This is a genomic window from Gordonia sp. LMA484 (genome assembly GCF_058129505.1).
On the sequence record NZ_CM176700.1, the window covers coordinates 2,420,316 to 2,441,863 of the forward strand.

A 21,548-nucleotide genomic window follows, 5' to 3' on the forward strand; every position below is an offset into this window, starting at 1 on the left:
GTAATCCGCGGTGGCACGGCGTCCGAGGCGCCCGGGTCGCGGCCGCCCGAGGCGGCCAATCCGGGACTTCCGTGGTGCGCGGATAGCCGACATGGCATCGTTGCTCAGCGGAACAACCATGTTGTCGAGGCATCATGGCCGTGTAACACAGGAGAAACACGCCCTTGACGACTAGGCAACGTCGCGTCCATACGGTTCACGCTGAGATCCGCCTGCCACCAGCCGGCGGATGAGGCGGGCCAGTTCGCTGGCCACCCCGAACAAGTTAAGGAGTCACCGCACGGTGTACAGCAGCAAAGAAGAACTTCTCGAGGGCATCAAGAAAGAGGGTGTCGAGTACGTCGACATCCGCTTCTGCGACCTGCCCGGTGTGATGCAGCACTTCTCGATCCCGGCCTCCGCGTTCAACGAGGACGTGTTCGAGGACGGGCTGGCGTTCGACGGTTCGTCCGTTCGCGGCTTCCAGTCGATCGACGAGTCGGACATGATGCTGCTGCCCGACCCGGCAACCGCCCGAATCGATCCGTTCCGCAAGGCGAAGACGATGAACATCAGCTTCTTCGTCCACGACCCGTTCACCCGCGAGGCCTACAGCCGCGACCCGCGCAACGTCGCACGCAAGGCCGAGGACTACCTGGCCTCGACCGGCATCGCCGACACCTGCTTCTTCGGTGCCGAGGCCGAGTTCTACATCTTCGACGGTGTCTCGTTCGGCTCGGAGATGAACGGCACCTTCTACGAGGTCGAGTCGGAGTCCGGCTGGTGGAACACGGCGTCGCCGACCGACCCGGACGGCAGCCCCAACCTCGGCTACAAGGTCCGCCCCAAGGGTGGCTACTTCCCCGTCGCGCCGTACGACCACTACGTGGATCTGCGCGACGAGATGTCGACGAACCTGCAGAACGCCGGTTTCGAGCTCGAGCGCGGCCATCACGAGGTGGGCACCGGCGGTCAGGCCGAGATCAACTACAAGTTCAACACCCTGCTGCACGCCGCCGACGACGTGCTGCTGTTCAAATACATCATCAAGAACACGGCGTATGCGAACGGCAAGACCGTCACCTTCATGCCGAAGCCGCTCTTCGGTGACAACGGCTCGGGCATGCACGCCCACCAGTCGCTGTGGAAGGACGGCAAGCCGCTGTTCCACGATGAGGCCGGCTATGCGGGACTCTCGGACCTCGCGCGCTACTACATCGGCGGCATCCTGCATCACGCGCCGTCGCTGTTGGCGTTCACCAACCCGACCGTGAACTCCTACAAGCGCCTGGTGCCCGGCTATGAGGCCCCGATCAACCTGGTCTACAGCCAGCGCAACCGTTCGGCATGCGTGCGTATCCCGATCACCGGCAACAACCCGAAGGCCAAGCGCCTCGAGTTCCGCTGCCCGGACAGCTCGGGCAACCCGTACCTGGCGTTCGCCGCGATGATGATGGCCGGACTCGACGGCATCAAGAACAAGATCGAGCCGCACGAGCCCGTCGACAAGGACCTCTACGAGCTCCCGCCGGAGGAGGCCAAGGGCATCCCGCAGGCACCGACCTCGCTGTCGGCGGTCATCGACAAGCTCGAAGAGGACCACGAATACCTCACCGCCGGTGGCGTGTTCACCGAGGACCTGATCGAGACCTGGATCGCGCTCAAGCGCGAGAACGAGATCGAGCCGGTGCAGATCCGTCCGCACCCGTACGAGTTCGCTCTCTACTACGACTGCTGAGCGAACACGATCGACGCCGAAGGGCGGTCGGGAACATTGTTCCCGACCGCCCTTCGGCGTCAGTTCACGTGATTGACATCACGAAAAGGGCTTTGTACCCTGCCGTTTCACACCCGTTGCCCTTAGGTTTGAGGAATGACCACCACAGTGCGCACCCGACACGTCGACGAACTCGCCCCCGGCGACCGCATCAGCTACGACGGCCTGCGGGCCGTTGTCCGTTCGGCCGTGCCGGACGCGGACGATCAGTTCGTGATCCAGCTCGTCAACAGCACCGACGCCAACCGCTCCGAACTACGACTCGCCCGCGGCACCACCGTCGAGATCCTCTAGACACCGAAAAACGGACACTCGCGTTACCCGACGCCGCTACGCTGCGGTCAGAGGAGGTGTCACATGGACATCGGAAGTCTGATCGCTGCACTGTTGCTGGGATTCGTGTGTGGGGCCATCGCTCGCGCGCTGATCCCCAACGATGCGTTCAAGGCCCTGAGCGGGTGGAGGTCGTGGCTGGCGTCCACCGTGCTGGGACTGCTCGGCGCCCTGCTGGGGTACTGGATCTTCACCGGCCTGCTCGGGATCGGCGACGAGGACAAGTTCGACTGGGGCGGCATCATCGGTGCCATCATCGGATCGATCATCGTCGTCGCCATCGGTTCGGCGATCATCAAGCGGATGGGATCTGCGCGGCGCGTGTGAGCCTGTGCCTCGCGACGCCGCTCTGAGCGTCACTGCGGTCGCGCAGCATCCAGAACGCGAGAGCCGCGGACCCGACGAGTACGGCCGCGCCGCTGAAGGCTGCCACCGCCAGGCCGTCGACGAATGCCGACCGTGCGGCATCGAGTACTGCCGCACCGCGCCCGGCGTCCAGATGCGGCGCGGTGACGACCGCACCGGCGAGGCTTCGTGACGCCTCTCCCCCGATCAACCCGGCCGGGAAGTTCATTCGGTACACCGCGTTGACAACACTGCCCAATACCGCGATGCCCAGTGCCCCACCCAGTTCGCTCGACGTCTCGAGCAGACCGGAGGTCGCGCCTGCGCGGTCGGCCGGCGCGACCCCCACGACGTAGTCGGCGATCATCGACGTGGCCGCGACGACACCGGCCGCGAGCAGCGCCGCACCGATCAGCACCGACGGCAGCGAGTCGACCTCCGTCAGCGCCCCCAGCATCGCGAAACCGGTTGCTCCCGTGAGCATCCCGCCCACGATCACCGGTGGTCGGCCGACTCGCTGCGCGATCACGGCGGCCGCCGGTGCGACGGCCCCGACGACCACCGAGGGAGCCAGACTCCACAGTGCCGCTCGCAGTGGCGAATATCCGAGCACCGACTGCAGGTACTGCGTCATCAGGATCGAATTGCCCAGCAGCGCAAACATGCAGACGAGATTGGTCCACACGGAGGTGGCGAAGCGTCGCTCGCCGAGCAGCGCGACATCGATCATCGGGTCATCGATCCGCCGTTGGCGGACAACGAAGATCACGCCCACGACCAGGCCTGCCGTGAGCATGGCCACCCGGGTCACCGACCATCCGTCGGCGGCGAGGTTCTTGATCGCCGCGACGACGGGCAGGATCGCTGCCAGGACCAGGACGGCGCTCAGGACATCGACCCGACGGTTCGGCGTCGCGGTGTCGCCGGGCAGCACGATCGGCGCCGCGATCAGCAGCACCACCATGAACGGCAGGTTGATGAGGAACACCGAACCCCACCAGAGATGTTCGAGCAGCAGGCCGCTGACGATCGGACCGACGGCCACACCGCCGGCCAACGTCGCGTTCCAGATCGCCACGGCCTTCGCCCGCTGCGCGGTGTCATCGAACATGTGGCGGATCAAGGCCAGTGTCGACGGCATCAGCGTGGCGCCCGCGACGGCCAGCACGGCACGGGCGCCGATCAGCATCTCGGCCGACACGGCGAAAGCCGCGGCGAGAGATGCCGCGCCGAATCCCACCGCGCCGATCATCAGCAGCCGGCGATGACCCAATCGGTCGGCGAGTGATCCCATCGACAGCAACAGTCCGGCCAGCACGAAGCCGTACACATCGAAGATCCACAATTGCTGTTCCGGGGTCGGCGACAGATCCGCCGCGATGTACGGCACGGCGAAGAAGAGCACCGACACGTCCATGGAGACGATCAGGATGGGCAGGCACAGGACGAGGAGCCCGAGCCACGGGGAACGCCTGGTCATGGCGCCACCGCCTTTCTGTTTATCGCATCGACTGTTTACTGAGTAAGCAGATACTACGAACCCAACCGTGTATCTGGCAAGCAGTTAGTAGGATGGCGGTCATGACCTCGACGGATGACACCGAACGTCCAGCGGTCCCGCGCTATCTCAGTCTCCTGTGGGGCCGTGAGGACCCGACGCCGCGGCGCGGACCACGGCCGGCACTGACGGTGCGTGACATCGGGAGAACCGCGGTGTCGATCGCGGATGAGCACGGCGTCGAGGCGGTCTCGATGAAGGCCATCGCGACCGCCCTCGGGCTGACGACCATGTCGCTGTACCGATATGTCGACAGCAAGGACGACGTCATCGAGGTGATGATCGACAGCGCTTTCGGACCTGCCGACCCAGCGATCACGGCCGAGGGGACGTGGCGGGAACGCCTGACCGCATGGGCCCTGGCGGCTGCGGCGGTGGGCCGCAAGAGGCCCTGGCTGACCGCGATGCCGCTGAAACGACCACCCGTGGGACCGAATGTGCTGTCCTGGACCGAGGCCGGACTGCAGGCGTTCGCCGAGACCGGGCTCACCGGACAACAAAAGCTGAGTGCCCTGCTGTTGGTGGACGGCTTTGTCCGGCACCATGTCCGGCAGGCGAGCCAGATGGGCCTGCTGGACGGCCCGGACCGCGACGCGGGCCGCCACGATACCGGCGGCACCTACGAGGCGATGGTGGCCGAGTTCGCCGAGCCGGAACGACTTCCCCATCTGGCAGCGGCGATCTCGGATGCCGCCATGCACGACTCCGACGACTTCTTCACCGAGGAACTCACCTTCGGGCTCACAGTGATCCTCGACGGACTCGACAGGCTCGTCGCCACCACCGAGCCCGACTCGTGACGAACCCACGCGGCGTCGTGAACCACAGCCCGACACGGCGATCCATGCCCGAATTCCTGCCGCTGCGGCCTACCATGAATTCATGATCCGCATACTCATCCGTACGGTCGTCTACCTGATCTCGGCGGCCATCGGCATCCTCGTGGCGACCGCGTTTCTCGACAAGATGACGGTGCACTGGGGCGGTTTTCTGGTCGCCCTGGTGATCTTCGCCATCGCCCAGACGATCCTCGGGCCGTTCATCTTCAAGTTCGTCAACCGCAATGCCGACGCATTCATCGGCGGTGTCGGTCTGGTCTCCACGTTCGTGGCGTTGTTGATCTCGACCCTCGTCGGCGACGGCATCGAGATCGACGGTGTCGAGACCTGGATCGCGGCAACGGTGATCATCTGGCTCGTCACCGCCGTGGCCACGATGATCGTGCCCTGGCTGCTGGTCAAGGCCGGCGTCACCAAGGCCAAGGAGAACCGCGAGGGCGCAGACAAGTGACAGTTCGCCGGCCTCTCGGCCCTCAGCCCGCGAGGTCGGCGAACATCCGCTCGTTGTGCCCGAAGGCGGCCACCGCCTCGTCGATCAACGCGCGAACGTCCTCGCCTTCCAGCGGCAGCCCGTCCAGGGTGGCGCGGTAGGCATCCTTGTAGCGCTTCAGTTTGTCGATCTCGTCGAACACGTAGAAGCTCAGGGTCTCGTCGGTCATGCCGTAGTGCAGTTTCATCCGACTCCGGATCACCTGTCCCCCACTGAGATCCCCGAGGTACCGGGTGTAGTGGTGCGCCACGAACCGTGCGGGGTCCGCGCGGGTGGCCTCGATGGCCGCGACGTATGCGGCCACACCGGGCAGCGGGGTGACGGTCGCCGGGTCGACGCCCATCGCCGCCAGGTCCGCGGTCAGTCTGGGGAGCCGCCGCAACCGCTCGTCGAGGACCGGCCCCGCGATGTCGTCTCGGGCAAGGTCATCACCGACGGATTCCAGTGCGCGATAAATGAAGAAGAGTTGCGCGGCCATGCTGAGATAATCGGCGGCATCGAGCCGACCCGACATCAGGTCGTCGACGAAGGTGGCGCGTTCGGCACGGTCATGGGCCACCGCTGTCGCGGCCCGCAGACAGTCGGACACGGAGTCACCGTGGCCCGCGAGGGGAGGTGGCGAACTCTCTGGCGTGGTCGTCATGATGGCACCAGTGTTACCACCACGCCGCGATGATCGGAACCCGCGGCACCAGCACGAACCGGACGGTCCCTGCCGATCACGCGCCGAAGACCTTGCGCACGACCGTCTTCGCCCGGCGGGTCACGCGAAGGTAGTTCTCCAGGAATTCGGCGGCCTGGTCCTCCGGCCAGCCCGCGGCATAGGCCACTGCACGCAGCTGCGAGCCGGGCGCCGGGAGCTGATCGACCGGCTTGCCCCGCACCAATACCAGGGCGTTACGCGCTTGGGTGGCCGTCAGCCACGCCTCCTTGAGGAGCGCTACGTCGTTCTCGCCGAGCAGTTCCAGCGCGCCGATCGCATCGAGCGACTGCAACGTCGACGTGTTGTGGAGGGATTCGTATCGATGCGCGTACCGCAACTGCATGAGCTGCACGGTCCATTCGACGTCGGCGAGCCCACCGCGACCCAGCTTCGTATGGGTCGCCGGATCGGCACCGCGCGGCAATCGCTCGGAGTCGACACGGGCCTTGATCCGGCGGATCTCCTTCACCGCCTCCGCCGACACCCCTCCTGCCGGGTAGCGGATCCGGTCGGCCATGTGGAGGAACTCGACACCGAGATCGTCGTCGCCCGCAACCTGATGAGCGCGCAGCAACGCCTGGATCTCCCAGGGCTGCGCCCACTGCTCGTAGTAGGCCGCGTAGGCGGCCAACGTCCGGACGACCGGCCCGTTGCGCCCTTCGGGGCGTAGTCCGGTGTCGACCTCGAGCGGGGGATCCTCGCTCGGGGAGCCCAGCATCGAGCGGACCTTCTCCGCGATCGTCTGGGACCAGCGGACCGCCGCCGCCTCGTTCACGCCCGGCTGCGGCTGACACACGAAGAGCACATCGGCGTCCGAGCCATACCCCAGTTCGCCGCCGCCGAGGCGACCCATCCCGATCACCGCGATCCGGGCCGGGGCGGGTTCGCCGCGGTCGCGCTCGGACTCCGCGATGACGACGGTCAGGGCCGCGTTCAACACCGCAGCCCACACGCTCGACAGCGCAGCGCACACCTCGGGGACGTTCATCATTCCCAGGATGTCGGCGGATGCGATCCGGGCGAGCTCGAAGCGCCGATGCGAACGCGCCGCCGCCACGGCGCGTTTCAGGTCTGATTGGCGAACGGTCGACGCGATGAGCCCTTTGGCGACGTCGCGCGGATCGACCTCACGCAGCTTCGGGCCGTTGGTGCCGTCCGAGTAGAGATGGATCACCTCCGGCGAACGCATCAGCAGGTTGGCGATGTACTCGGAGGTACCGAGCACATGCATCAACCGTTCGGCGACGACACCGTCGTCGCGCAGCAGCCGGATGAACCACTCCGCGTCATCCATGACGTCGCACAGGCGGCGGTAGTTCAGGAGCCCCGCGTCGGCATCGGGGGTGTTGCCGATCCACTCCAGAAGCGACGGAAGAATCAGCAGCTGGATCTGCCCACGCCGCCCCGGCGACGACGCCAATGCTCGGATATGACTCAGCGCGCGTTCGGGTTTCGCGTAGCCGAGAGCGGAAAGGCGGCGTTCGGCCGACTTGTCGGTCAGCGTCAGCTCGTCGCTGTTGAACCGGGTCGCGGCATTGAGCAGCGGACGATAGAAGAGCTTCTCGTGCAGTCGGCGGATGCGGGCCTTCTGTCGCTTGAGCTCCTCACGCAGCACCGCCGTCGGATCGAACTCCCCCTCCTGACGGATGTGCGCCGCGCGTGCGAGCCAGCGCATGTTGTCGACATCGTCGAATGCGGGCAGCAGGTGGGTGCGCGACAGCCGCTGCAATTGCAGTCGGTGCTCGAGTGCGCGCAGGAACTGATAGGACGCATTGAGATTCGCTCCGTCGTCGCGCCCGACGTATCCGCCGGCGGTCAATGCGGTGAGTGCATCGACCGTGGCCTTGGTGCGGATCTCCTCGTCGACGCGGCCGTGCACCATCTGGAGCAGCTGGACGGCGAACTCGACATCACGCAGACTGCCGCTGCCGAGCTTCAGGTTGCGCTCGCGCAGCTCCTCCGGTACGAGGGATTCGACGCGGCGACGCATCGCCTGCACCTCGGGCACGAAATCCTCGCGCTCCGCGGCGGCCCACACCATCGGATCGAGCGCGGCGATGTAGTCGTCGGCGAGTTGCATGTCGCCGGTCATCGGACGGGCCTTGAGCAGCGCCTGGAACTCCCACGTCTTCGCCCAGCGCCGGTAGTAGGCGACGTGCGAGTCGAGCGTGCGGGTCAGCGCGCCGGCCTTGCCCTCGGGTCGCAGCGCGGCGTCGACCTCGAAGAACGCCAGCGATCCGACCCGCATCAACTCGCCGGCAATGCGTGCCGACACGCCGTCGGCGGGTTCGCTGACGAATACGACGTCGACGTCGCTGACGTAGTTGAGTTCACGCGCACCGCATTTGCCCATCGCGATGACCGCCAGCCGCACGGGAAGAGGTTTGTCGCCGCAGACCTCGGTGATCGCGACGGACAGAGCGGCGGTCAGGGCCGCGTCGGCGGCATCGGCCAGGAACGCACCGACCTGCGGCAGGTAGATTACCGGCTCGTTTTCCACGGTCGCGGCGACGTCGTGAGCTGCCAACTCCAGCAACAGGTTCCGGTACGCGATCCGAAGCGCAACGATCGCCTTGGGGCCGGTGGTGACGGCCCGGTAGACCTTGTTGCCCTTGTCGAGTTCTCCGGGCTCGGGCGTCGCGCCGACGGACGCGAGCATCCGCTCGTTCATCTCCTCGACCGTCGGGAGGTCCGGACGCGTCAGCAGTCGCCAGCTCCCGGGTTCGGCGACCAGGTGGTCGCCGAGCGCGTCCGATGCACCGAGGACGGCGAACAGTCGGCCACGAAAGGTCGTGTCCGTACGGATCAGCTGGTCGATCTCGGCCCAGTCGTCGGCCACCATGCCCTTGATCCGGATCAACGCACGCAACGCCAGATCGGCGTCCGGGGCGCGCGACAGCGCCCACAGGACGTCGACCGAATCGTCGTTGTCCCACTCCAGCTCCGAGAGGTGGCCCGGCGCTGTCTTCTCGAGCAGCCCGAGCCGCCCGGCGCTGGGGACGCGGCCGCGTCCGCGAAGTGAAGTCACACCCAAAAGGTAGCGGGCGCCACCGCCAACCTCTCCGTCAGGGCACCCCCGCGTGAGGACGCGTTACAGCGGCAGGTAGCTCTTCAGCTCGTAGGGCGTGACCAGGCTGCGGTAGTTGGTCCATTCGGTCCACTTGTTGCGCAGGAAGTAGTCGAATACGTGCTCTCCGAGGGCCTCGGCGACGAGCTCGGACTTCTCCATCTCTCCCAGCGCCTCGGCGAGGCTGCCCGGCAGTTCGCGGTAACCCATCGCCCGTCGCTCGGCGGGCGTCAGCGCCCACACATCGTCCTCGGCCTCCTCGGGCAGCTCGTACCCTTCGGAGATGCCCTTGAGGCCGGCGGCGAGCAGCACCGCGAACGTCAGATACGGGTTGCATGCCGAGTCGGGGCTGCGGACCTCGATCCGTCGCGACGACGCCTTGTTCGGCGTGTAGAGCGGCAGGCGGACCAACGCCGAGCGGTTCGCGCCACCCCAGGTGGCCGCCGTGGGCGCCTCACCGCCGTGGATCAATCGTTTGTACGAGTTGACCCACTGGTTGGTGACCGCACTGATCTCGCTGGCGTGGTGCAGGATGCCCGCGATGAACTTCTTGCCGGTGTCCGACAGCTGCATCGGGTCGTCGGGGTTGTGGAAGGCGTTGGTGTCGCCTTCGAACAAGCTCATGTGCGTGTGCATGGCCGAACCGGGATGTTCGCTGAACGGCTTCGGCATGAAGGTCGCCCAGGTGCCCTCGTCGATGGCAACCTCCTTGACCACGTAGCGGAAGGTCATCACGTTGTCGGCCATGGACAGTGCGTCGGCATAGCGGAGGTCGATCTCCTGCTGGCCCGGTGCGCCCTCGTGGTGGGAGAACTCGACCGAGATGCCCATCGACTCCAGCGCCTCGATCGCATGACGGCGGAAGTTGGGGGCGGCGTCGTGCACGGCCTGGTCGAAATAGCCGCCGGAGTCGGCCGGAGTCGGCACGGTCCCGTCCAGTGGCGCGTCCTTGAGGAGGAAGAACTCGATCTCGGGATGCACGTAGCAGCTGAAGCCCTGATCGGCGGCCTTGTTCAGCTGGCGCCGGAGCACATGCCGCGAGTCGGCCCAGCTCGGGGTGCCGTCGGGCATCGCGATGTCGCAGAACATCCGCGCCGAGTGATGACGTCCACTCGATGTGGTCCACGGCAGGATCTGAAAGGTCGACGGATCCGGCTTCGCGACGGTGTCGGCCTCCGAGACGCGCGAGAACCCCTCGATGGCCGAGCCGTCGAATCCGATACCCTCGGCGAACGCACCCTCGAGCTCGGCCGGTGCGATCGCCACGGACTTCAGATAGCCGAGAACGTCGGTGAACCACAACCTCACGAATCGGATGTCGCGCTCTTCGAGGGTCCGCAGCACGAATTCCTTTTGGCGATCCATGACTCCGGACATTAGAAGTACGCTGTTAAATCCGTGTTACATGTACAAGTCGAACTCTGCTTCCTGCGGTTATGCAGATCGAATCTCAGCATGTGAGAGGCAGCTGCGGCACCGTGAGATCGGTCAAGTAGTCGTCGACGGCGGTGTCGACGCACCGATTGCCGGTGAAGACCGCGGAGTGCCGATCGCCGAGCACGCGGATGAATCCGGCTCCGACCATCGACGCGAATCGGGCTCCGGTCGCGAATGGCGTCGCCGGGTCGCCGGTGCCGGCGACGACGAGTATGCGTGGCACCTCCTGCGGAAACCGACCGGTTCCGGGCGGACCGCCGGGCACCGGCGACTGCGCGGCCGGTGTCCAGAACTCACACACGCCCACCGGCCCGCGCCCGGTACCGCGCGCGTCGTCACGGAACGGCGCCGCGACCCGCGCTCGGCGGTCGAACTCGTCGTGGCGCGCGCGGTCGGGAATCCGGGTCTCGTCGGCGCAACCGATGGCCAGGAGGGCGTCCTGCATCGGGTCGTAGTGGCCGTCGGGGTCGCGGCCCTCAGAGGAGTCGGCCAGGCGCAGCAGACCCGAACCGTCGCCGGCGGCCAAGGACGTGAGCGCGGCACCCAGGTCCGACCACGTCGACTCCCGGTACAGCGCGGCGACGGTGCCGGTCTCGGCATCGGCAGCCGACAGGGTGCGGTCGCCCGCCCGTACCGGTGCCGTGATCAGCGGCCTCAGAAGTTCGCGGTACACCGCAACCGAATTCTGTGTCCGTTGGCCGAGCGGACACGACGGCCGACCGACGCAGTCGGCGGCGAAGGCATCGAACGCGTGCTGGAAACCGGCCAGTTGATCGACCGCGGCGTCGATCGGATCCTCGGCCGGGTCGACGACCCCGTCGAGGACCAGCGCCCGGATCCGGGACGGGAAACGTCGCGCGTACTCGATCCCGATCCGGGTGCCGTACGAGTGGCCCACAAACGAGATCTGGTCGACGTCGAGCGCAGCGCGCACGTGATCGAGATCCTGCACCACGAAGTCGGTGCCGACCCGCGCGAGAAATGCCGCACCGACACGCTCACGACAGCGTTGTGCGAGTTCCTGCCGATATCGCTCGATGCGCGCGATTCCCGCCGGCGATCGGTCGCCGAAGTCCATCGCCCGTTCGGAGTCCCGCTCGGCATCGGTCCGACACCTGATCGTCGGGCGCGAGGCGCCGACGCCGCGCGGATCGAGGGAGACGATGTCGTGCCTGTCGGCCACGGAGTCGGCCGCCAGTCCGGTGGCCGAGCCGACGAGATTCTGCACTCCGGACCGGCCCGGACCACCGGGATCGGTCACCACCACCCCACGACTCGGGCCACGTGCCCGCAGGCGCGCGACGGCCAGGCTCACGGTGCCCGCCACCGGGTCACCCGGGTCGAGCGCGACGTCGAGGCGTCCGCACGTCAGCCGCCGGCTCACCGCTGCGGGCACCGCACCGATCGAGGCCCGATCGACGCCGTCGGACGGACCACATGCATGCCACCCGATCTCGCCGTTCGCGGGATGGATGTCGCAGCCCACCAGCGCCGACGCGGCGACGATCACGGCGACCACACATCGGCCGTGCCAGGTGCCCGCTGTGGTCGCCATGGCGCGATCCTACGGTCGCAACCACGCCGGGAGCGGATCAATGTGTGAGAAAAACCACAGGTCACGAGCATTTATCCACGCACCGACCGGTGACACAATGTCAGTGTCCAACCCAACCCGGGTACCTGCAGTTCAGGACTCGAGGCAGAAAAGAGACAATGATGTCCGAATCTTCGGTGTATGGCGCGTCCGGCCCGGTCACGGCTGATTCCGCCTCTCTTCGTCGTCGCCCCACTCGCGTGCAGCATCTGGCCCAGATGAAGGCCGATGGCGAGAAGTGGTCGATGCTCACCTGCTACGATTACTCGACGGCTCGCGTCTTCGACGCCGCCGAGATCCCCGTGTTGCTGGTCGGCGACTCCGCGGCGAACGTCGTCCTCGGTTACGACACCACGATCCCGGTGAGCGTGGACGAACTCATCCCTCTGATCCGCGCCGTGGTCCGTGGTGCGCCGCACGCCCTGGTCGTCGCCGACCTGCCGTTCGGCAGCTACGAGGCCGGCCCGCAGCAGGCACTCGAGTCCGCGGTGAAGATCTTCAAGGAGACCGGCGCGCATGCGATCAAGCTCGAGGGTGGTGAACGCGTCGCCGACCAGATCGCGACACTCACCGCTGCGGGCATCCCGGTCATGGCGCACATCGGCTTCACCCCGCAGAGTGTGAACGGCCTCGGCGGCTACCGTGTCCAAGGCCGTGGTGACGCCGGCGACCAGCTGGTCGCCGACGCGATCGCCGTCCAGGAGGCCGGCGCCTTCGCCGTGGTGATGGAGATGGTCCCGGCCGATCTCGCCGGCCAGATCACCCGCAAACTCACCATCCCGACGGTCGGCATCGGCGCAGGCAACGAAACCGACGCACAGGTCCTCGTCTGGCAGGACATGGCCGGACTCACCCACGGCAAGACCGCCAAGTTCGTCAAGCGTTTCGCCGACATCGGATCGCAATTGCGGTCCGCCGCCGAGCAATACGCCGACGAGGTCCGTCGCGGAACGTTCCCGGCCCCCGAACACAGCTACTGACGCACGGCACCGACCACGAACGACGTGGGTTGTTCCGGTGAACGCGAGCCGCTCGACGGACCCGCGGTGATCGGAACGGCCCGCTGTTCGCATTAGGGTTGCTCCATGCGCGACTTCTATCCCGAAATCGACCCGTACCAGCACGGCCACCTCGACGTCGGGGACGGGCAGGAGATCTACTGGGAGACCTCCGGTGACCCCGAGGGCAAGCCGGTGGTGTTCGTGCACGGGGGACCCGGTGGAGGTACGTCGCCGGATCAGCGCCGATTCTTCGATCCCGACCGCTACCGCATCGTGCTCTTCGATCAGCGCGGCTGCGGGAAGTCACGGCCACACATCGCCGACGGCGCCGATCTGGCGCTCAACACCACTGCCGGCCTGATCGGCGACATGGAACGGCTTCGGGAACACCTCGGCATCCGGCGCTGGCAGGTGTTCGGCGGCTCGTGGGGTTCGACACTCGGCCTCGCCTATGCGCAGACTCATCCCGACCGGGTCACCGAGCTCGTGCTGCGCGGGATCTTTCTGCTGCGGCGCAGTGAGATCGACTGGTACTACAACGGCGGTGCAGCCCACATCTACCCGGATCTGTGGGAGTCCTACCTCGCGCCGATACCCGAGGCGGAGCGCAACGGGGACCTCGTCGCCGCGTATCACCGGCTGCTCACCTCCCCCGACCGATCCGTTGCGCAAGAAGCCGCGCTCGCCTGGACCGGCTGGGAGCAGGCGACCAGCTATCTGCTCCCGAAGAAATCAGAGGAGGAGGGCGATCCGCGTTTCGCCCTCGCGTTCGCATCCATCGAGAATCACTATTTCGTCAACCATGGCTTCCTCGACGACGGACAGCTGATCAGGGACATCGACCGGATCGCGCACATCCCGGGTGTCATCGTGCAAGGACGTTACGACGTCGTCTGCCCGGCCCGCAGCGCCTGGGATCTGCACCGGGCATGGCCCGGCGCGACGTTGCACATCGTCGATGACGCCGGCCACGCGTCGTTCGAACCCGGGATCAAGCATCACCTGATCACCGCCACGGACGAGTTCGCCGACCGGCCGCTCTAGTTGCCCTGTCGGTCTCTAGACTCGTCAGAACGGACGATCCGGGTGCGGTGCAACCGCACCCGGGCACGTGACAGGAGGAATGGGTGGCGGCATCCGAGCTGGTCGAGGTTGAGCTGAAGTTCGACGTGGATGCGGGGCACACCGCACCGGATCTACGGGTCCTGCCGGGAGTGATCGGAGCCGACGAGCCGGAGACGTTCCAGCTCGACGCCACCTACTTCGACACCGAGAACCTCGATCTGGCCGGCAACCGGATCACGATGCGCCGGCGCACCGGCGGGCACGATGCCGGATGGCACCTCAAGCGTCCGACCGGAACCGTGGGCGCACGGCGCGAGATGCACGTCGGTTTCGACGATGCACCCGCCGACGGCGACCTGCCGTCCGAACTGATCACGCCGGTGGTGGCCCTGACCCGGACCCGCAAGCTCATCCCGGTCGCCGCACTGTCCACCACCCGAACCGTCACCAGGCTCAAGGGCGCCGACGGTCGCCCGGTCGCCGAGTTCGCCGAAGATCTGGTCACCGCTCAGTCGCTGCTACCCGGCGGGCATTTCCAGGAGTGGGCGGAATGGGAGTTCGAACTGTTCGGCAATGCCGACAACACCCGGCTGCTCAAGGCCGCCGAGAAACTTCTGCGCGGCGCCGGCGGGCGGGAGCCGTCGTCGGCATCGAAGCTGGCCCGGGCGATCGGCGCGACGCCGACGGTCGTGGAACCTCATCTCGGCAAGCGTCCCACCGCGATCGAGCTGGTGGTGACCGACATCGCCATCCACCGGAACTCGTTGCTGACCTATGACCCGCTGGTGCGAATCGACGCCGATGATGCCGTGCACCAGATGCGGGTCTCCTGCCGCCGCCTGCGCAGCGTCTTCTCCGGCTTCCCGACGGTCCTCGACGCCGATCGGACCGACCATCTGAGCAACGAACTCAAGCTGCTGGCGCGGATACTCGGTGATGCCCGCGATTCCGAAGTGCAGCTGGCCCTCGACGACGCCGTGCTCCGCGCCGAGAACGCCTCCCCGGCGCTCATCGCCGAACTCGCCGGCAGCGAGACCGCCATCCATGATCACGCGATCAAGGCGGCACATGGCGCGATGAACTCGGATCGCTACTTCAGGTTGCTCGACGCCATCGATGAACTCATCGCTTCACCGCCGCCGGGGCCGGACGCAGAACTCGACGCGAGCATCGCCGTGGATCGCGCGATTGCGCGAAACCGCAAGCACATCCGCAAGGCACAAGAGAAGCTGGCCACGCTCGCCGAGGGGTCCGAGGAGTGGACCGAGCAGCTGCACAAGATCCGCAAGAGGGCAAAGCGGCTGCGGTACAGCACCGACGCCGCCACCCCGTTGGAGAAGAAGCGTCACAAGAAGGTGGCCAAGGTCGCCAAGTCCATCCAGTCCGCGCTCGGAGACTTCAACGACACCCAGATCAACCGCCGCCGCCTCAGCGAGATCGCCGCCTCCGGAAACCTTTCGGGTGCGGACATGTTCGCGCTCGGCCGGATCGATGCGCGGCAGGAGACCGACGCACATCGGGCACTCGACGCCTACCGGAAGGCCGCCAAGGGTCTGTGACCCATCCCCAAAGTTCTTCCGCTGCTTACTGATTCATCCGAGCGAAGTTTCAGCCGGACGAGTGCGGAGCCGGCGGAAAGAACCGGTTGGGGACCCGCCCGTGATCACGGTGACGGGGCGAATCGCACCCGGCGGGCGTGCGGATCGGCTTCGGTCAGCACGACCGACAGGCGATACCCCTGCTCGGGGTTGCCCTCACACGGGGCGATCACGGCGAGCTCGGTGAGGAACACCTGGGCCGGGCGATGTTCGGTCGCCGCGTGCACCACCACCGCGTCGAAGCTCTGCCCCACCCGCCCCGCCAGGAGCACGGCCTCGGTGAGGTCGATGCTCGCACGGTCGGCCGCCGACGCGAGCGAGTCCGCCGACCGCAAGATCTTCGGCAGCGTGGGCAGTGCGCGAGAGACCCAATCGGGGACCGGACTGCCCGACGTCACAGCCAGGCAGACCTCCGTCGCGAACCGGTCGCCGAGCCGGCGCAACGGGGCCGTCACATGCGCGTAGACACCACCGATCGCAGCGTGCCGCATCCGATCTGAGGCGGGCGACTCCTCCGCGGGATCCAGGACGAGATAGTCGGCGCCGCGCATGAGTGTCGCGCCTGCCGACATGAGGGCCAGCGTCGACGGTTCGTCCTTGGGCAGTCCGGCCAGAAAGCGCCCCACCGACAGCCCGGCAGGCCAATCGATGTCCAGCGATCTGGCTGCCGCCCGCAGGGCGGCCACCGAGCGCTCCTCGGCCGGCGGCAGGGTCCGCAGCAGTCCCACGCCGGCGTCCGACATGATCTGACCCGCACACATCCCGGTCAGCAGCGACAGCTGCGAGTTCCACATGTCGGCGTCGGTGTGCGGGGCGAGCCGGATCGTCCACGCCTCGCCGTCGCTCACCACCTCCTGATCGGGCAGGTCGAGTTCCACCGCGCCGCGATCGAGCGCCACCCGTTGCCGGAGTTCCCCGAACGCCGGTAACGCCGCGATCGACGGGTGGAGACGACCGGCGACGGCATCGCGTGCGACGCCCGCGTAGTCGAGTTTGGCCACCGACCGGATCCTCGCCCGGCGCACGGTGACCGCCCCGACCGCCCCGTCCGGAGTGACCCGGATGGTCCAGAGCACGCAGGGCCTGGCCTGCTCGGGCAGCAGCGAGCCCGCACCCTCCGAGAGCGAGCGCGGATGCAACGGTACGGACCGATCGGGGAAGTAGACCGTGGTGCCGCGACGGCGGCTCTCCTGATCGAGTGCCCCCTCCGGCTCGATGAGCGCGGCGACGTCGGCGATCGCGTAGTTCACCTCGAAGCCGTCGTCGTCGGCCACGATGTGGACCGCCTGGTCGAGGTCCAGCGAGGTCGGGGGATCTATGGTGACGAACGGCAGGCCGGTGCGGTCCTCGCGCACGTCCGCGTATCGGTCGCGGCAATGATCAGCTTCTGCCTGAGCCGCGACACCGTAGTCCTCACTCACTCCGAGTTCGGTCCGAACCGCATCGAAGTCCAGATCGGGAACCGACAGTACGTGCTGCACCCCACCGACTGTAGGCGACCAGGGCCGGTCGGCAGGCGGACAACATGAGGGCGAACGAGCCGGCGTGTAAGCCGGATCCTGTCCCCGGTCGTGAGACCGGGCGGCGACCATCCATCTGGGTACTCCGTCGCCGGGTACCTCGAGCGGCCCACCCGCGGGCTCGGGCAAGCAGCCCTCGAACACCCGCGCACGCGCACCCGCGGTCACCCGCGATGCGCGCTTCGGCCTTGCTCCGGGTGGGGTTTACCAAGCCGACGCGGTCACCCGTGTCGCTGGTGCGCTCTTACCGCACCGTTTCACCCTTACCGCCACCCCCGATTCCCGAGGAACCGGTACGCGGCGGCGGTCTGTTTTCTGTGGCACTGTCCCGCGGGTCACCCCGGGTTGCCGTTAACAACCACCCTGCTGTGTGGAGTCCGGACTTTCCTCGACGGCGGCGTACCCGGAGAACCGGGTCGTTCCGCGCGCCGCGGCCGCCCGGCCGACTCGTTCGCTCACACAGGATAGCGGTGGGTGGCCGACCGTCAGGCGAGGTGTCCGGTGTCGTTGACGAGTTTCACCACGGAGCCGCCGTCCGGATAGAACTCCGCGATGGACAGCGACGCGAGATCGAGGTGCAGGCGGAACAGCAGTTCGGGTCCGGTCGCGAGCGCATCACGCAGCAGCAACTTGATGGGGGTGACGTGCGAGACCACGAGAAGCGTGCGGCCCGGGTAGCGGTCCAGCAGCGACTGTTTCGCGTCGAGCACCCGCTGCGCCACCTGCGCGAAACTCTCGCCACCCGGAGCGGGGACCTCGGTGTCGGCCAGCCATCGGGCATGCAGCTCCGGGTCTCGTTCGGCGGCCTCGGTGAAGGTCAATCCCTCCCACGCACCGAAGTCGGTCTCGATGAACCCGTCATCGACCTCGACCTCGATCCCCAACCGTTCGGCGACACAATGCGCCGTGGTCATGGCGCGCTGCAACGGCGAGGCGATCACCGCCGCGATGTCGGAGGCAGCGCCGAGTCGCGCCGCCGCGGCCTGCGCCTGCGCCATACCGGCGTCCGTCAGATCCGGATTGCCCCGACCCGAATACCGCCGCTGCACCGACAGCGCCGTCTGGCCGTGCCGCAGCAGCAGCAACCGGGTGGGAAGTTGGCGCTGGCCCTGCCAGCTCGGAGCCTTCTCGTCGGCCGCGACGGAGGTGGCCACTAGAGTCCCGACTCCGACGTCCGGATCAGGATCGCACCGCACTCCTCACAGCGCACCACGTCCTCGGGTTCCTTGGCGGCGATCGACGCGATCGTCCCGCGGTCGAGTTCCATTCGGCAGGCACCACATCGGCGGGCGCGCAGCAACCCCGCCCCGACGCGGCCGGACGCACGCTGCTTGTCGTAGATGGCCAGCAGTTCGGGGGCGATGTCGCCCACGATCGCCGCCCGACGCGCCGCCGCAGCCTCCTGGTCGGCCTCCACCTCGCTCATCGCCGCGGCCCGCGTCTCGCGTACGCGAACCAATTCGTCGTCGAGGTGTTCGACGGTCGCGGCCGCGCGCTGCTTCTCGGTGTCGACCGCTTCCTGCTGTTCCATCACGGCGAGCATGTCGTCCTCGATCGAGGCCCGCCGTCGAGCCAGTCCCGACAGTTCGTGCTGCAGTTCCGACAGCGCCTTGGGGGCCAGCCCGCCCGCCGTCAACAGTGCCGAATCCTTGGCCTCGCGCGAGGACATGCCGTTGACCTCGCCCTCCATTCGACGGTATTCGCGGGTGAGGTCCTCCGCGGAGATCTCGGCGCGGACCATGTCGTCGCGGGCCACGTCCAGGCGCTTGTCGAGTTCCGCGATCTCGGCGTCCTGGGGAAGGTGGGTCCGGCGATGCTCGATCCGGGCGAGTTCGGCGTCGACATCGGCGAGATCGAGGAGTTGTCGTTGTGTCCCGGCGTCTACCTTCACCGTGCCCACCTCCATCGTTCGTCAACATGCTCTGCTGTCGTCACCAGTGCCTCATCCTCTGTGCTGTTGTCACGGAAACCACCCCGACCACGGGGCCCTCCCCGGCCTGCGACCCACTCGACGGCAGGTCTCCCATACGGTACGCGTCCGGGGACGCGCTGGTCCAAGCGCTCAGGATCGTGTGACCACAGCGAACGGGTCGGTGGGTTCGCGATGCACCGTCACGCTGACATCGAGTCGGTCGGCCAGCATGCGCGACACCTGAGAGCACCACGGGAATTCGGTCGCCCAGTGACCCGCGTCGATGAGCGCCGGGCCTCCTCGGCGACGACTCTCGTCGGCGGGATGATGGCGCAGATCCGCGGTCACGTAGACATCGGCGCCCGCGGCGGTCACGTCGTCGAGTAACGAGTCCCCGGCACCCCCGCAGACGGCGACCGTCTCGACCACCGCACCCGGGTCACCGGCGATGCGCACACCGGACGGACTGTGCAGCCGGGTCGCAACCCGTTCGGCGAACACACCCACCGTCGTCGCCTCGGCCAAGCGCCCGATCCGACCGAGTCCGACGTCGGTTGCGGTGTCGGCCAACTCGAGGATGTCGAAGGCCGGCTCCTCATACGGGTGAGCACCTCGCAATGCCGACAGCACCCGTTGTCGCAGTCCCCTCGCGGCGACCATCTCCACGCGTTCCTCGTCAACCCGGGTGCGCTCCCCGATGTCACCGATCGTGGGGTTCGCGGCATCGGTCGCCTCGAACTGACCGCTGCCCACCACCGACCACGAGCAGTCGCGGTACTCCCCGATCGATCCCGCCCCGGCGGCGAACATCGCCTCAGTGACCTGTTCGGCGTTGCCCTCCGGCACCATCACTCCCCACTTGTCCAACGGGGCCGCCGTTTTCGGCTCGATGGGGACGGTGTCGAGCACCCCCAGCACCTCGGCCAACGCATCCGAGACACCCGGGCGTGCGCTGTCGGCGTTGGTGTGAGCGGTGAACAGAGCTGTCCCGGAACGGATCAGGCGGTGCACGATGCGCCCCTTGGCGGTGTCGGCGGCCACCGAGTCGACCCCGCGCAGCAACAACGGATGGTGGGCGACGATGAGCTGTGCGCCGACGTCCAGGGCGGCGCTGACGACGTCATCGGTGACGTCGACACAGACGAGGACCGACTCGACGGGTTCACCGGGGTCCCCGCAGACCAGTCCCACCGAATCCCAGGGCTCGGCCAGCGCCGGCGGATACGCGTGGTCGAGTACACCGATCACTTCGGCGACGGTTGCCGTCATCGTCGGATCTCCTCTCGTAGTTCCACGATCGTGTCGATCAGGGTCTGGGTGGTGGCGGGATCACGTACCGCCAGCCGAACATGCGAGTCGTCGAGGCCGACGAAGTTGGCGGCGCTGCGGACCGCGAAACCCCTGCCCCGCAGCCGCTGTTTCAGCTCGAGCGCGTTCGGCAGCGTGATGAGCACATAGGACGCCGACGGCGTGACACTGACCTCGATCCCGGCACGGGTCAGCCGCGCAACCATCTCCGCGCGGTCCTCGGCGACACGACGCGCCTGCGTCTGTGCGTACTTCTGCCCCATCGAGCCCATGCATTCGGTCAGTGCGGTCAACGCGAGCGTGCCCAGCGGCCACGGACGACGGCCGATGGTGAGCCGCGAGATGACATCCCGATGAGCGAGGAGATACCCGGCGCGTAGCCCGGCGAGCCCGAATGTCTTTGTCACACTGCGGATGACGATGACATCGGTGGCAGCCTCGCCGGCGATCGACGCCGGTTCGTGCCGACCATCTGTCGCATCGAGGGTGATGTCGGCGAAGGCCTCATCGACCACCACCGTGCGGCCCGGCCTGCGAAGTCGCTCGATCGCGGCAACCGGATGGAGCACCGACGTCGGGTTCGTCGGATTACCCAGGACCACCAGGTCGGCATCGACCGGGACGTCGGCGGAAGCGAGCTCGAACGGCGGCGGCAGCACCACGTCGGTGATCGGCACGCCCGCGGCGCGCAAGGCGAGCTCGGGCTCGGTGAACGACGGCTGGATCAGCGCGGCATGCCGCGGGCGCAGCCGCGGCAGCAACTCGAACCCTTCGGCGGCCCCGGCCAGCAGGAGCACCTCGTTCCCACGACGGCCGTGCGCCTCGGCCACCGCGGAGATGGCCCGCTCCTCGTCGGCGGCCGACGGATAGTGGGCCAGGTCCGCAAGCCGGGTGGCCAGCGCATCCCGCAGGAAGTCGGGAGGACCGCCCCGCACGTTGACCGCGAAGTCGATGAGCCCCGGTTCGGCGTCGGCATCGCCGTGACGCTCCCGTGCGAACAGCCCCGATGTCATAAATCACCA

At 67.4% G+C, this 21,548-nt stretch carries 18 protein-coding genes and 1 other RNA gene; 8 read left to right on the top strand and 11 right to left on the bottom strand.

Annotated elements, in window-relative coordinates; all coding sequences use genetic code 11:
* Window positions 1-283 precede the first annotated feature (283 nt).
* From glnA to AC4AMJ_RS10540, 3 genes are all read left to right on the top strand, one after another.
* A complete protein-coding gene (glnA, locus tag AC4AMJ_RS10530; protein WP_489896192.1) occupies window positions 284-1,717 on the top strand; it encodes a type I glutamate--ammonia ligase in 1,434 nt (477 codons plus the stop codon).
* A 135-nt stretch (window positions 1,718-1,852) separates the two neighbouring features.
* A complete protein-coding gene (locus AC4AMJ_RS10535; RefSeq protein ID WP_489896193.1) occupies window positions 1,853-2,050 on the top strand; it encodes a hypothetical protein in 198 nt (65 codons plus the stop codon).
* Window positions 2,051-2,113: 63 nt separating this feature from the next.
* The gene (locus tag AC4AMJ_RS10540; RefSeq protein WP_489896194.1) at window positions 2,114-2,416 is read left to right on the top strand and encodes a GlsB/YeaQ/YmgE family stress response membrane protein; all 303 of its coding nucleotides are present in this window, start codon (window positions 2,114-2,116) and stop codon (window positions 2,414-2,416) included.
* Here AC4AMJ_RS10540 and AC4AMJ_RS10545 read toward each other — a convergent pair.
* A complete protein-coding gene (locus AC4AMJ_RS10545) occupies window positions 2,385-3,914 on the bottom strand; it encodes an MFS transporter (protein ID WP_489918014.1) in 1,530 nt (509 codons plus the stop codon). The genes AC4AMJ_RS10540 and AC4AMJ_RS10545 overlap by 32 nt on opposite strands.
* A gap of 101 nt (window positions 3,915-4,015) precedes the next feature.
* Here AC4AMJ_RS10545 and AC4AMJ_RS10550 point away from each other — a divergent pair, with 101 nt between their 5' ends.
* Window positions 4,016-4,792 carry a TetR/AcrR family transcriptional regulator gene (locus AC4AMJ_RS10550; RefSeq protein WP_489918015.1) on the top strand — a complete coding sequence of 259 codons (777 nt, stop codon included), beginning with the start codon at window positions 4,016-4,018 and terminating at the stop codon, window positions 4,790-4,792.
* An 82-nt stretch (window positions 4,793-4,874) separates the two neighbouring features.
* On the top strand, window positions 4,875-5,282 hold the full coding sequence (locus tag AC4AMJ_RS10555; RefSeq protein WP_489896197.1) for a hypothetical protein: 408 nt from the start codon (window positions 4,875-4,877) through the stop codon (window positions 5,280-5,282).
* Between the two features lie 22 nt (window positions 5,283-5,304).
* Here AC4AMJ_RS10555 and AC4AMJ_RS10560 read toward each other — a convergent pair whose 3' ends face one another.
* From AC4AMJ_RS10560 to AC4AMJ_RS10575, 4 genes are all read right to left on the bottom strand, one after another.
* Window positions 5,305-5,964 carry a biliverdin-producing heme oxygenase gene (locus tag AC4AMJ_RS10560; RefSeq protein ID WP_489896198.1) on the bottom strand — a complete coding sequence of 220 codons (660 nt, stop codon included), beginning with the start codon at window positions 5,962-5,964 and terminating at the stop codon, window positions 5,305-5,307.
* A gap of 76 nt (window positions 5,965-6,040) precedes the next feature.
* Window positions 6,041-9,052 (bottom strand): bifunctional [glutamine synthetase] adenylyltransferase/[glutamine synthetase]-adenylyl-L-tyrosine phosphorylase, encoded by a 3,012-nt coding sequence (locus tag AC4AMJ_RS10565; protein ID WP_489918016.1) that lies wholly within the window; start codon window positions 9,050-9,052, stop codon window positions 6,041-6,043.
* Between the two features lie 63 nt (window positions 9,053-9,115).
* Window positions 9,116-10,456, bottom strand: coding sequence for a glutamine synthetase family protein (locus AC4AMJ_RS10570; protein WP_489896200.1), 1,341 nt, complete (start codon window positions 10,454-10,456; stop codon window positions 9,116-9,118).
* An 85-nt stretch (window positions 10,457-10,541) separates the two neighbouring features.
* Window positions 10,542-12,083, bottom strand: a complete 1,542-nt coding sequence (locus AC4AMJ_RS10575) for an alpha/beta fold hydrolase (RefSeq protein WP_489918017.1) — start codon at window positions 12,081-12,083, stop codon at window positions 10,542-10,544.
* A 161-nt stretch (window positions 12,084-12,244) separates the two neighbouring features.
* On the opposite strand from AC4AMJ_RS10575, the gene panB reads away from it, so the two are divergent.
* The 3 genes from panB (at window position 12,245) to AC4AMJ_RS10590 (ending at window position 15,747) form a co-directional block, all read left to right on the top strand.
* A complete protein-coding gene (gene panB / locus AC4AMJ_RS10580; protein ID WP_489918018.1) occupies window positions 12,245-13,102 on the top strand; it encodes a 3-methyl-2-oxobutanoate hydroxymethyltransferase in 858 nt (285 codons plus the stop codon).
* A 105-nt stretch (window positions 13,103-13,207) separates the two neighbouring features.
* Window positions 13,208-14,167, top strand: coding sequence for a prolyl aminopeptidase (gene pip / locus AC4AMJ_RS10585; protein WP_489896203.1), 960 nt, complete (start codon window positions 13,208-13,210; stop codon window positions 14,165-14,167).
* 83 nt (window positions 14,168-14,250) lie between these two features.
* A complete protein-coding gene (locus tag AC4AMJ_RS10590) occupies window positions 14,251-15,747 on the top strand; it encodes a CYTH and CHAD domain-containing protein (RefSeq protein WP_489896204.1) in 1,497 nt (498 codons plus the stop codon).
* Between the two features lie 104 nt (window positions 15,748-15,851).
* Here the strand turns inward: AC4AMJ_RS10590 and AC4AMJ_RS10595 are convergent, their stop codons facing one another.
* The 6 genes from AC4AMJ_RS10595 to cobC all read right to left on the bottom strand — a co-directional run bounded on the left by AC4AMJ_RS10595 (window position 15,852) and on the right by cobC (window position 21,539).
* Complete coding sequence (locus AC4AMJ_RS10595; protein WP_489918019.1) at window positions 15,852-17,267, bottom strand: RNB domain-containing ribonuclease; 1,416 nt, start codon at window positions 17,265-17,267, stop codon at window positions 15,852-15,854.
* A 51-nt stretch (window positions 17,268-17,318) separates the two neighbouring features.
* An RNA gene (gene rnpB, locus AC4AMJ_RS10600) (RNase P RNA component class A) lies at window positions 17,319-17,756 on the bottom strand.
* A gap of 35 nt (window positions 17,757-17,791) precedes the next feature.
* Window positions 17,792-18,460: a histidine phosphatase family protein gene (locus AC4AMJ_RS10605; RefSeq protein ID WP_489896206.1), complete on the bottom strand. Its 669-nt coding sequence runs from the start codon at window positions 18,458-18,460 to the stop codon at window positions 17,792-17,794.
* The gene (locus AC4AMJ_RS10610; RefSeq protein WP_489896207.1) at window positions 18,460-19,197 is read right to left on the bottom strand and encodes a zinc ribbon domain-containing protein; all 738 of its coding nucleotides are present in this window, start codon (window positions 19,195-19,197) and stop codon (window positions 18,460-18,462) included. Before AC4AMJ_RS10610 ends, AC4AMJ_RS10605 begins: the two co-directional genes overlap by 1 nt.
* Window positions 19,198-19,368: 171 nt before the next feature.
* The gene (locus AC4AMJ_RS10615; RefSeq protein WP_489918020.1) at window positions 19,369-20,487 is read right to left on the bottom strand and encodes a Nif3-like dinuclear metal center hexameric protein; all 1,119 of its coding nucleotides are present in this window, start codon (window positions 20,485-20,487) and stop codon (window positions 19,369-19,371) included.
* Window positions 20,484-21,539 carry an Rv2231c family histidinol phosphate aminotransferase CobC gene (gene cobC, locus AC4AMJ_RS10620; protein ID WP_489918021.1) on the bottom strand — a complete coding sequence of 352 codons (1,056 nt, stop codon included), beginning with the start codon at window positions 21,537-21,539 and terminating at the stop codon, window positions 20,484-20,486. The genes AC4AMJ_RS10615 and cobC overlap by 4 nt, the downstream gene beginning before the upstream one ends.
* Between the last annotated feature and the right edge of the window lie 9 nt (window positions 21,540-21,548).